Genomic DNA, 11,742 nt, shown 5'->3' on the forward strand with positions numbered 1-11,742 from the left:
CTCAGGTGACCGGCGCCGGGTTGAACACCGCCAGCGCATTGTGCAGTCCCCATTGATCCGACCAGGTTTTCTTGCGCCCGCTGGCGATGGCCAAAATCAGTTCAAACAGCTGCCAGCCCACCTGCTCAATGGTGGCTTCGCCGCTGGCGATGCTGCCGGCGTCGATATCCATCAGATCGTGCCAGCGTTCGGCCAGCGCGCTGTGCGTCGCCATTTTGATCACCGGAACGGCGGTCAGGCCGTAAGGCGTGCCGCGTCCGGTGGTGAACACCTGCAGGGTAATGCCGGAGGCCAGCTGCTGCGTACCGCAGACGAAGTCGCTGGCGGGCGTGGCGGCGAAGATCAGGCCGCGTTTACTCGGGCGCTGGCCGGGGGAGAGCACTTCGACAATCGCGCTGGTGCCGGACTTGGCGATCGATCCCAGCGCCTTTTCCACCACGTTGGCCAGCCCGCCTTTTTTATTGCCGGGCGACGGGTTGGCGCTGCGGTCGGTCTGCCCCTGGCTGAGATAATCGTCGTACCAGCGCATCTCCTCCAGCAGGCGCCGGCCTACTTCCTGGTCGGCGACGCGCGGCGTCAGCAGATGAATGGCGTCGCGCACTTCCGTCACTTCCGAGAACATCACCGTAGCGCCGCAGCGCACCAGCAGATCGGAGGCATAGCCCACCGCCGGGTTGGCGGTCACGCCGGAGAAAGCGTCGCTGCCGCCGCACTGCATGCCGACCACCAGCTCTGACGCCGGGCAGGGTTCGCGCCGGCGTTGATTGAGTTTGCGCAGATGCCGTTCCGCCAGCGCCAGAATATCGTCCACCATTGATTTAAACCCGATATGCTTCTCATCCTGCAGACGCACGATCTGCCCGGCGTCCAGCGAGATCGGCTGCACATCGGGGGTGCCCTGCAGCAGCCGTTCCGGCTGCAGTTTCTCGCAGCCAAGGCCGACCACCATCACTTCGCCGCCGAAATTGGGGTTAAGCGCCAGATTATGGATAGTGCGGATCGGCATCACGGCGGCCGGCGCGTTGATGGCGACGCCGCAGCCGTAGAGATGGTTCAGCGCCACCACGCCGTCTACGTTGGGGTAGTTCGGCAGCAGATCGCGCTCGATGATTTTCACCACGAAGTCGACCACGCCGGCGACGCAGTGCACGCTGGTGGTAATCCCCAGCAGGTTTTTAGTGCCGACGCTGCCGTCGGCGTTGCGGTAGCCCTCGAAGGTGTAGCCCTCCAGCGGCGGCAACGGCGGCGGCACGCGATTGGCCAGCGGCAGGCTGTCCAGCGCCGGCGCTTCCGGCAGCGTCACCAGCGACTCATCAATCCAGCTGCCGCGTAAGATATCGCGCTGTGCATAGCCGATGGTTTCCCCGTAGCGAATAATCGCTTCGCCGGCGGCGATATGATTCAACGCCACCTTATGCCCCTGCGGCACATGTTCAATTAACTGTAAACCGCAGGGAAACAGCGTGCCTTTGGCTAATCCCTGCTTATTGACCACGATAGCGACATTATCATCGGCGTGCACCTTAATATATAGCGGCGCGTCGTGGCGGATATTTATTTCAGACATTACAACCTCACTTGCCTTAATTATTATTTTTGCTGCGAGATTAATCGGCAGATGTGCTCACCTGAGTAAGTATAGGTTTACCAGTCAGAGGGCGACATTATGCAAATGACCGGTATTACGCGGCGGCAGCGGTAAATTATTTGGCATTGCGCCAACGGCACGTGAGGCCGATCACGGCCTGACGGGGTTTCGTGAGCCGTCCGGCGTTATCTTGGGCAGATGCCCCAAACTAACGCGCATATTGGGCTGATACTTGGAATATTGCCCGATGAGCTTCGTTTGCGGGCTACATATACTTTTCGCAGAGCAAAATTATTGGGCTTTGATATTAACCGCAACGGAATTAATCGCACTGCTCACAGGTGAGGTTTATTTAATTCAACCCATTTCGTTCTGAGATATTCATGCAGTTCAGGATGAAGATAGCAATGGCTAGATTCAGGAGAACACCATGTCAACAATCAGTTCCGCAACCGGCGCAATAAAAAGAACCAATACGCGCTACTGGATTGTGGTGATGCTGTTTATCGTCACGTCATTTAACTACGGCGACCGCGCCACGCTGTCGATCGCCGGTTCGTCAATGGCTCAGGATATCGGGCTGGATCCGGTCGGGATGGGCTACATCTTCTCCGCCTTTTCCTGGGCGTACGTCATCGGCCAGATCCCCGGCGGCTGGCTGCTGGACCGTTTTGGATCGAAGCGCGTCTATTTCTGGAGCATCTTTATCTGGTCGCTGTTCACCCTGCTGCAGGGGTTTGTCGATATCTTCAGCGGCTTCGGCATTGTGGTGGCGCTGTTTGCCCTGCGTTTTCTGGTCGGACTGGCGGAAGCGCCGTCGTTCCCGGGCAACAGCCGCATCGTCGCCGCCTGGTTCCCCGCTCATGAGCGCGGCACGGCGGTGTCGATTTTCAACTCGGCGCAGTATTTCGCCACGGTGATCTTCGCGCCGATCATGGGTTGGCTGACGCACGCCGTCGGCTGGTCGCACGTGTTCTTCTTTATGGGCGGGCTGGGGATTGTGCTGAGTTTTATCTGGCTGAAGGTGGTGCATAACCCGAAAGATCACCCGCGCATTAACCAGGCCGAAATGGACTATATCGAAGCCGGCGGCGCGCTGACCAATATGGATCAGAAGCAGCCGCAGGCGCAGCCGGTGAAAGGCGAGAAATGGCGGCAGATCAAACAGCTGCTGCAGTCGCGCATGATGGTCGGCGTTTATATCGGCCAGTACTGCATCAACGCGCTGACCTACTTCTTTATTACCTGGTTTCCGGTCTATCTGGTGCAGGCGCGCGGCATGTCGATTCTGAAAGCCGGCTTTGTCGCCTCGGTGCCGGCCATCTGCGGCTTCGTCGGCGGCGTGCTGGGCGGGGTGATCTCTGACTATCTGATGCGCCGCACCAACTCGCTGACCTTCTCGCGCAAGGCGCCGATCGTGATCGGCATGCTGCTGTCGATGTCGATGATCTTCTGTAACTACGTAGACACCGAGTGGATGGTGGTCGGCATTATGGCGATGGCGTTCTTCGGCAAGGGGCTGGGGGCGTTGGGCTGGGCGGTGATGGCCGATACCGCGCCGAAAGAGATCAGCGGCCTGAGCGGCGGGCTGTTCAATATGTTCGGCAATATCTCCGGCATCGTGACGCCGATCGCCATCGGCTACATCATCGGCACCACCGGCTCATTCAACGGCGCGCTGCTGTACGTCGGCATCCATGCTCTGCTGGCGGTGGTCAGCTATCTGTTTATCGTCGGTGAAATCAAACGCATCGAACTGAAACCTGTCGCACGGGGGGCATGATGAGCAATACGCAGAGCACGCCAACCATCACCGCCATGCGCGTGATCCCGGTCGCCGGCTACGACAGCATGCTGCTGAATATCGGCGGCGCCCACGGCGCCTGTTTCACCCGCAATATCGTGGTGCTGACCGACAGCGCCGGCCATACCGGCGTGGGCGAAGCGCCGGGCGGCGAGGTGATTTACCAGACTCTGACGGCGGCGATGCCGCAGGTGGTGGGGCAGCAGGTTGCGCGGATGAACAGTCTGGTGCACGCGCTGCACGGCGGCAGCCAGCCGGCAGATTTCGACGCCTTCGCCAGCGGCGCCTGGACGTTTGAACTGCGGGTCAACGCGGTGGCGGCGCTGGAGGCCGCGCTGCTGGATCTGCTGGGGCAGTGTCTTGGCGTACCGGTGGCGGAGCTGCTTGGCCCCGGCAAACAGCGCGATGCGGTGACGGTGCTGGGCTATCTGTTTTACATCGGCGACCGCCGGCGCACCGATTTGCCGTATCAGGCCGGTGAGCAGGGCGGCCACCCGTGGTATCACCTGCGCCATCAGGAAGCGATGGATACGGCAGCCATCGTCGAGCTGGCGGCGGCGGCGCAGGATCGCTACGGCTTTAAGGATTTTAAACTCAAGGGCGGCGTGCTGCCGGGCGAGCAGGAGATCGAGGCGGTGTGCGCCCTGGCGCAGCGCTTCCCGCAGGCGCGTATCACCGTCGATCCCAACGGCGCCTGGCGGCTGGATGAGGCTATCGCGCTGTGCCGCGGCATGAACGGCATCCTGACCTATGCGGAAGACCCGTGCGGCGCAGAGCAGGGCTTTTCCGGCCGTGAAGTGATGGCCGAGTTCCGCCGGGCAACCGGCTTGCCGGTGGCGACCAATATGATTGCCACCAACTGGCGGGAAATGCGCCACGCCACACAGCTGCAGGCGGTGGATATTCCGCTGGCGGATCCGCACTTCTGGACGATGTCCGGTGCGGTGCGGGTGGCGCAGCTGTGCGACGCGTGGGGGCTGACCTGGGGCTGCCACTCCAATAACCACTTCGATATTTCTCTGGCGATGTTTACCCACGTCGGCGCGGCGGCGCCGGGGAAACCGACCGCCATCGATACCCACTGGATCTGGCAGGAAGGCCAGCATCTGACGAAAAACCCATTGCAAATCGTCGACGGAAAAATTGCGCTGCCTGACGCGCCGGGTCTCGGCATCGAGCTGGACTGGCAGGCGCTGGAACAGGCGCACCGGTTGCATCAGACGCTGCCGAGCGGGGCGCGCAACGATGCCCAGGCGATGCAGTATCTGGTGCCCGGTTGGCGTTTTGACCGCCGGCGCCCGGCGTTCGGCCGTTGATTTCACTCTGAAAAGGACAGACTTATGACCACGTTTCACAGTGCTCCAAAAATTATCGCCATGCAGGTGGTGCCGGTCGCCGGCCATGACAGCATGCTGCTGAACCTGAGCGGTGCCCACGCGCCGTTTTTCACCCGCAATATTGTGATTCTGCAGGATAACGCCGGCAATACCGGCGTCGGAGAAGTGCCGGGCGGCGAAAAGATCCGCCAGACGCTGGAGGATGCGCAGCCGCTGGTGGTGGGGAAAACGCTCGGCGAATATAAAAACGTGATGACGGCGGTGCGCCAGCGCTTCGCCGATCGCGATGCGGCGGGGCGCGGCCAGCAGACTTTCGATCTGCGCACCACCATCCACGTGGTAACCGGCATTGAAGCGGCGATGCTCGATCTGCTGGGGCAGTTCCTGGAGGTGCCGGTGGCGGCGCTGCTGGGGGACGGGCAGCAGCGCGAGTCGGTGGAGATGCTCGGCTATCTGTTCTATATCGGCGACCGCAATAAAACCCCGCTGCCGTATCAGAGCCAGCCGGACGATGCCTGCGACTGGTACCGGCTGCGCCATGAGGAGGCGCTGACGCCGCAGGCGGTGGTGCGCCTGGCGGAAGCCGCCTATGAGAAATACGGTTTTAACGACTTCAAGCTGAAAGGCGGGGTGCTGGCCGGCGAAGAAGAAGCCGATGCGGTCACCGCGCTGGCGGAGCGTTTCCCGCAGGCGCGCATCACGCTCGATCCGAACGGCGCCTGGTCGCTGGAAGAAGCGATCCGTCTGGGCAGGCGGCTGCGCAACGTGCTGGCTTACGCCGAGGATCCGTGCGGCGCCGAGCAGGGCTTCTCCGGTCGCGAAGTGATGGCGGAGTTCCGCCGCGCCACCGGCTTGCCGACCGCCACCAATATGATCGCTACCGACTGGCGCCAGATGCACCATACGCTGCAGCTGCAGTCGGTGGATATCCCGCTGGCGGACCCGCACTTCTGGACGATGCAGGGATCGGTGCGGGTGGCGCAGCTGTGCCACGAATTCGGTCTGACCTGGGGATCGCACTCCAATAACCATTTCGATATCTCGCTGGCGATGTTCACCCACGTGGCCGCCGCCGCGCCGGGCAACATCGCCGCCATTGATACCCACTGGATCTGGCAGGAAGGCAACCAGCGCCTGACGCGCGAACCGCTGACCATCGCCGGCGGCCGCGTGGCGGTGCCGCAGAAGCCGGGGCTGGGGATCGAGCTGGATCGCGATCGCCTGATGAAGGCGCATGAGCTGTATAAAACCCACGGCCTCGGCGCGCGCGATGACGCGATGGGTATGCAGTTCCTGGTGCCGGATTGGGCCTTCGATAATAAACGCCCTTGCCTGGTGCGCTAATCCGCCTTGTTCGTCTTTTCACCCTTCAACGTAAAGGATACGCCATGAACAGTTGTCACAACCGCTTTCGTCAGTCTCTGCAGCAGGGGGAAACCCTTATCGGCTGTTGGTCGGCGCTGGGCAACCCGATCTCGACCGAAGTGCTGGGGCTGGCCGGTTTCGACTGGCTGGTGCTGGACGGCGAGCATGCGCCGAATGATATCACCACCTTTGTGCCGCAACTGATGGCGCTGAAGGGCAGCAGCAGTGCGGCGGTGGTGCGGCCGCCCTGTAACGAGCCGGTGATTATCAAACGCCTGCTGGATATCGGTTTTTTTAACTTCCTGATCCCGTTTGTGGAGAGTGAAGAGCAGGCGCTGCAGGCGGTGGCGGCCACGCGCTATCCGCCGGCCGGCATTCGCGGCGTGTCGGTCTCCCACCGCAGCAACGGCTACGGCACGGTCAGCGATTACTTCAGCAGCGTTAACGACAATATCAGCGTGCTGGTGCAGATCGAAACGCAGGCGGGCATCGACCATCTGGATGCCATTGCCGCGGTGGAGGGCGTTGACGGTATCTTCGTCGGCCCCGGGGATCTGTCCGCCGCGCTGGGTTATCTCGGCCAGCCGAATCATCCGCAGGTGCAGGCGGCGATCCGGCATATTTTTGAGCGCGCGGCGGCGGCGGGGAAACCGAGCGGCATTCTGGCACCGGCCGAAGCCGATGCGCGCCGCTATCTGGAGTGGGGGGCGAAATTTGTCGCTGTCGGCAGTGATTTAGGCGTGCTGCGCGGTGCGACGCAGGCGCTGCGCGACCGTTTTAAACCTGGTGTGAAATAAGGAGCAGAAGATGAAAATTGGATTTATCGGCCTGGGCATTATGGGCAAACCGATGAGCAAAAACCTGTTGAAAGCCGGCTATGCGCTGGTGGTGCTGAATCATCGGGCGGAAACCACCGCCGAGCTGAGCGAGCTGGGTGCGGAGAGCGCCGATACGCCTAAAGCGGTGGCGGCGCAGTGCGACATCGTGATCACCATGCTGCCCAACTCACCGCAGGTGCAGGAGGTGGTGCTGGGGGAGAACGGCGTTATTGAGGGGGCGAAGCCGGGCACGGTGGTGATTGATATGAGTTCGATCGCACCGTTGGCCAGCCGGGAAATCAGCGCCAGACTGGCGGAAAAGCAGGTTGCCATGCTGGATGCGCCGGTCAGCGGCGGCGAGCCGAAGGCGATTGACGGCACGCTGTCGGTGATGGTCGGCGGCGAGAAGGCGGTGTTCGACCGCTGCTATGAGGTGATGAAGGCGATGGCCGGATCGGTGGTGCATACCGGCGAGATCGGCGCCGGCAACGTGACGAAACTGGCGAACCAGGTGATCGTCGCGCTGAATATCGCCGCGATGTCGGAAGCGCTGGTGTTGGCCACCAAGGCCGGCGTCGATCCTGAGCGGGTCTATCAGGCGATTCGCGGCGGGCTGGCGGGCAGCACGGTGCTGGACGCCAAAGCGCCGATGGTGCTGGCGCGTAATTTCAAACCGGGGTTCCGCATCGAATTGCACATCAAGGATCTGGCTAACGCGCTGGACACTTCGCACGGTATCGGTGCGCAGCTACCGCTGACCTCGGCGGTGATGGAGATGATGCAGGCGCTGCGGGTCGACGATCTGGGCGGTGCGGACCACAGCGCTTTGGCCTGTTATTACGAGAAGTTGGCCAAAGTCCAAGTCACGAGTTAGGGATTGTGCAGGCAGCTTATGAAAATAGTGATCGCGCCGGATTCATATAAAGAGAGTTTATCCGCGCTGGCGGTGGCCACCTGCATTGAGGACGGGTTCCGCGAGGTTTTCCCCGCTGCGGAGTTCGTCAAACTGCCGCTGGCCGACGGCGGAGAAGGAACGGTGGAAGCCATGGTGGCGGCGACCGGCGGGCGGATTATCAAGGTGGACGTTACCGGGCCGTTAGGCGAGACGACGCCGGCGTTTTTCGGCCTGTCCGGCGACGGGCGTAGCGCGTTTATCGAGATGGCAGCGGCCAGCGGGCTGGAGCGACTGCCCACCGGGCGGCGCAACCCGCTGAAAACCACCTCCTACGGTACCGGAGAGCTGATCCGCTGCGCGCTGGAGCACGGCGTCAGGCACTGCATTATCGGCATTGGCGGCAGCGCGACCAATGACGGCGGTGCCGGCATGGTACAGGCGCTGGGCGCGCGGCTGCTGGACGAGCGCGGCGAGGAGATCGGTTTTGGCGGCGCCGCGCTGGCGACGCTGGCGCAGATTGACCTCAGCCGGCTGGATGCGCGTATCGGCCAGTGCCGGTTTGAGGTGGCCTGCGATGTGACCAACCCGCTGACCGGGCCGGAGGGCGCTTCCGCCATTTTCGGCCCGCAGAAAGGGGCGACGCCGCAGATGGTGGCGGAACTGGACGGCGCGCTGGGCCACTATGCACAGGTGATCAAGCGTACGCTGGGCGTGGATGTCCAGCAGGTGCCCGGCGCCGGCGCGGCCGGCGGCATGGGCGCCGGACTGCTGGCGTTTTGTCGGGCAGAACTGCGCCAGGGGATTGAGATCGTCACCGAGGCGTTGGGGCTGGACGCGCTGGTGCGTGATGCGACGCTGGTGATCACCGGCGAAGGACGCATCGATAGCCAGAGCATCAAAGGCAAGGTGCCGATTGGCGTGGCGCGGGTCGCCAAACGTTACGGCAAACCGGTGATCGGCATTGCCGGCAGCCTGAGCGACGATGTCGGCGTGGTGCATCAGCACGGAGTGGATGCGGTGTTCAGCGTGCTGTATCGCGTCTGTACGCTGGAAGAGGCGTTGCACGACGCTGCTGAAAACGTACGGGCGACGGCGCGCAATATTGCGGCGACGCTGAAGGTGGCGCAGGGGCAGTAACGGCGGCCTCTTCCTGACGGGGAAGAGGCCGTATTCTGACGGTTAACCCAGGTGTTTTCTGGCCGCCTGGCTGACCAGCTCGATTTCATCGAGCAGCTCCAGCCACTCCGGCTCCAGATCCTCGATGGCGACGCCCTGACGCAGCTGTTGTTCAATATAGAAGCAGGTCTGCTTCAGCCGCGGCACGCCGCTGTAGCTGCAGCTGCCGTGCAGTTTGTGGATCAGATCCAGCAGCGTGTCGTCCTGCGCGCCGTCCAGTACCGCCTGCACCCGCTCCCTCACCTGCGGCAGGAAGTCGAGCAGCATTTGCAGCAGGTCGCGCGCCAGATCCTGTTTATTGGCCGCCTGACGCAACGCCAGCGGCCAGTCCAGCGACGCCAGCGGTTCTGTGCCTGGCGGCGGTGTGGCCTCCGCCTCTTGTACGCCGCTGTGGTAGCGCGACAGAACGCGCGTCAGCATCGCTTCGTCAATCGGTTTCGCCAGATAATCGTCCATGCCGGCCTGCAGCAGGTGCTCCCGCTCGCCGCTGACCGCGTGGGCGGTGACTGCAACGATCGGCGTGGAGTTATGGTGCGGCAGCTGGCGGATCAGCTCGCTGGTGCGGATGCCGTCGATATTCGGCATCTGGATATCCATCAGAATCAGGTCCAGCACGTTGTCACGCGCCAGCGCAATGGCTTCTTCGCCGCTTTCGCACAGCAGCGTTTTTTCCACCTGTTCCGCCAGCAGGGTGCCGATCAGTTTCAGGTTGGCCGGGTTGTCGTCCACCGCCATCACGGTCAGCGGCAGGCGTTTACGCGCCGGCGCGGCGTGTTCCTGACGCGGCGTTTCCATGCGCAGCAGCGGGAACCGGCGGGTGCTGGTGACCGGCTTGACCAGGCAGCCTATAGCGCCCTGTTCTTTCAGCAGTTCGGCATCGATCTGTGACTGATACGGCAGGGCCAGAATTACCCGTCTGGCATAGTTGAGTGCTTTCAGCAGTTTGTCCTGATGCTGCGCCATCTTGTCGCGGAACGGGATCGGTACGCCCACCAGCATAAAGTCATAATCGCCGACGGGCAGCTGGCCGAGGGTCGGCGAATGGGTGACGACCAGCGGCGTGGCGTTGAGCATATTCAGCGTCGCCTGCGCCGCCGTCGGATTGGATTCGATATAGGCCAGCGTCTTACCGCTCAGCTCCGGCAGGCACGGCTGGCGCGTCATCAGATCTTCATTCAGGTCCAGCGTAATATGGAACCAGAAGGTGGAGCCGCGGTTAAGCTGGCTGTGGAAACAGATATCGCCGTTCATCTCTTTCACCAGCTTCTGGGTGATCACCAGCCCGAGGCCGGTGCCGCCGTGGCGGCGCGAGATGCTGGCGTCCGCCTGACGGAACGCCTGGAACAGCTGCGACTGCTGGCGTTCGGAGATGCCGATGCCGGTGTCGTGGATTTGCACCTCCAGCTCGACCTGATGTTCCAGCTGGTTGCGCAACTCCACCCGGATATCGATATTGCCGGTTTCGGTAAATTTGACCGCGTTGCCCAGCAGGTTGGTGATCACCTGCTGCAGGCGCAGCGAGTCACCGACCACCTGCTCCGGCACGTCGTTGTGGACGTCGAGCGTCAGCTCCAGCCCTTTTTCATGGGCGGAAGGCGCCAGCAGCACGATCACTTCGTCCAGCGTTTCGCGCAGCGCGAACGGAATATGCTCCAGCACCAGCTTGCCGGCTTCCAGCTTGGAGAAGTCCAGCACGTCGTTGATGATGGTCAGCAGGTTGTTCGCCGAACGCTCGATGGTTTGCAGGTAGTCGTTCTGGGTGGCGCTCAGTTCGGTTTTCAGCATCTGGCGGGTAAAGCCGATCACGCCGTTCAGCGGGGTGCGCAGCTCGTGCGACATATTAGCCAGGAACTCGGATTTGATGCGCGCGGCTTCCTGCGCGCGCTTTTTGGCCAGATCCAGCTCGACGTTCTGGATCTCCATCTGCTCCAGCGTTTCACGCAGGTCGAAGGTTGCCTGATCGATATTCTGCTGCATCTCTTCGTGATAGGCGGTCAGCGACATCGCCATGGAGTTGATGCCGTTTTTCAGCATGTGCAGTTCGCCGAGCATAAAGCCTTCCACCCGGCTGTCGAGCTGGCCGCGGCGGATGCGGTCGACGGTGTTGACCATATTGCGGATCGGCCCGGTGACGTCGCGCATCAGCCGGTAGGCGAACAGGATGGCGATACACATACACAGCAGCAACAGCAGCGTGGAGACAAACACCTCTTTGTACTGCTGCAGGCGCACCGACTGCAGATCCAGCTCGATGGCCACATAGCCGAGGTTATTGTCGCCGTGCGCGCCGCTTTCGGCAGCCTCGTCGGGGTATTGGTTCTCCGACATGATCGGCGTGCGCAGAATCAGCGAGTCGCCGCGGCGCGTCAGCATCAGATCGGTGGGCAATGGCACACCTTTCGGGATCTGCAACTGGGCGAAATTATGGTGATAATTGGAAGTGACAAACAGGTTGTTCTGCGCGTCGAACACGGTGATGGAGCGCACGATATCGGAGTGGCGGCGGTGCAGCAGGCTGACCAATTGGCGCACCGACTCACGGCTGCGGAAGGTCATGCCGTATTCGCTGGCGACGGCGAGCGGTTCGATAATGCTGGCGCCGGCGTCCACCAGCTGCTCCTGCAGCTCATTATAACGGTGCACGACGAAGAAGGTACTGAGCAACAGGCCGATCAATAATGTAGGGGCCAGAATCAATATCATCATGCGCGCGCGCAGGCTGTATTTGGTCATGAGATTCCAATGTGGGAGAATTGCGC

8 protein-coding genes are annotated in these 11,742 nt (G+C 62.0%); 6 read left to right on the forward strand and 2 right to left on the reverse strand.

What is annotated here, in order from left to right; translation table 11 throughout:
• Position 1: 1 nt before the first annotated feature.
• On the reverse strand, positions 2-1,567 hold the full coding sequence (gene garD / locus TAN611_RS03955) for a galactarate dehydratase (protein WP_111737719.1): 1,566 nt from the start codon (positions 1,565-1,567) through the stop codon (positions 2-4).
• A gap of 451 nt (positions 1,568-2,018) precedes the next feature.
• Here garD and TAN611_RS03960 point away from each other — a divergent pair, with 451 nt between their 5' ends.
• The 6 genes from TAN611_RS03960 to TAN611_RS03985 are packed head-to-tail and all read left to right on the forward strand — an operon-like array spanning position 2,019 to position 8,944.
• Positions 2,019-3,371 (forward strand): MFS transporter, encoded by a 1,353-nt coding sequence (locus tag TAN611_RS03960; protein ID WP_105229796.1) that lies wholly within the window; start codon positions 2,019-2,021, stop codon positions 3,369-3,371.
• A complete protein-coding gene (locus TAN611_RS03965; protein WP_203067750.1) occupies positions 3,371-4,708 on the forward strand; it encodes an enolase C-terminal domain-like protein in 1,338 nt (445 codons plus the stop codon). The genes TAN611_RS03960 and TAN611_RS03965 overlap by 1 nt, the downstream gene beginning before the upstream one ends.
• 24 nt (positions 4,709-4,732) lie before the next feature.
• Positions 4,733-6,073 carry a glucarate dehydratase gene (gene gudD / locus TAN611_RS03970; RefSeq protein ID WP_105229798.1) on the forward strand — a complete coding sequence of 447 codons (1,341 nt, stop codon included), beginning with the start codon at positions 4,733-4,735 and terminating at the stop codon, positions 6,071-6,073.
• A 44-nt stretch (positions 6,074-6,117) separates the two neighbouring features.
• Positions 6,118-6,891 (forward strand): 2-dehydro-3-deoxyglucarate aldolase, encoded by a 774-nt coding sequence (gene garL, locus TAN611_RS03975; RefSeq protein WP_111737718.1) that lies wholly within the window; start codon positions 6,118-6,120, stop codon positions 6,889-6,891.
• A gap of 10 nt (positions 6,892-6,901) precedes the next feature.
• Entirely contained in the window at positions 6,902-7,786 is an 885-nt protein-coding gene (gene garR / locus TAN611_RS03980; protein ID WP_105229800.1) for a 2-hydroxy-3-oxopropionate reductase, read from the forward strand.
• Positions 7,787-7,804: 18 nt separating this feature from the next.
• Positions 7,805-8,944: a glycerate kinase gene (locus TAN611_RS03985; RefSeq protein ID WP_105229801.1), complete on the forward strand. Its 1,140-nt coding sequence runs from the start codon at positions 7,805-7,807 to the stop codon at positions 8,942-8,944.
• A 42-nt stretch (positions 8,945-8,986) separates the two neighbouring features.
• Here the strand turns inward: TAN611_RS03985 and barA are convergent, their stop codons facing one another.
• On the reverse strand, positions 8,987-11,716 hold the full coding sequence (gene barA, locus TAN611_RS03990; RefSeq protein WP_203067309.1) for a two-component sensor histidine kinase BarA: 2,730 nt from the start codon (positions 11,714-11,716) through the stop codon (positions 8,987-8,989).
• Positions 11,717-11,742: the final 26 nt, after the last annotated feature.

Source organism: Serratia sp. Tan611 (genome assembly GCF_905188235.1).
GTDB classification, from domain to species: Bacteria; Pseudomonadota; Gammaproteobacteria; order Enterobacterales; family Enterobacteriaceae; genus Serratia_B; species Serratia_B rhizosphaerae.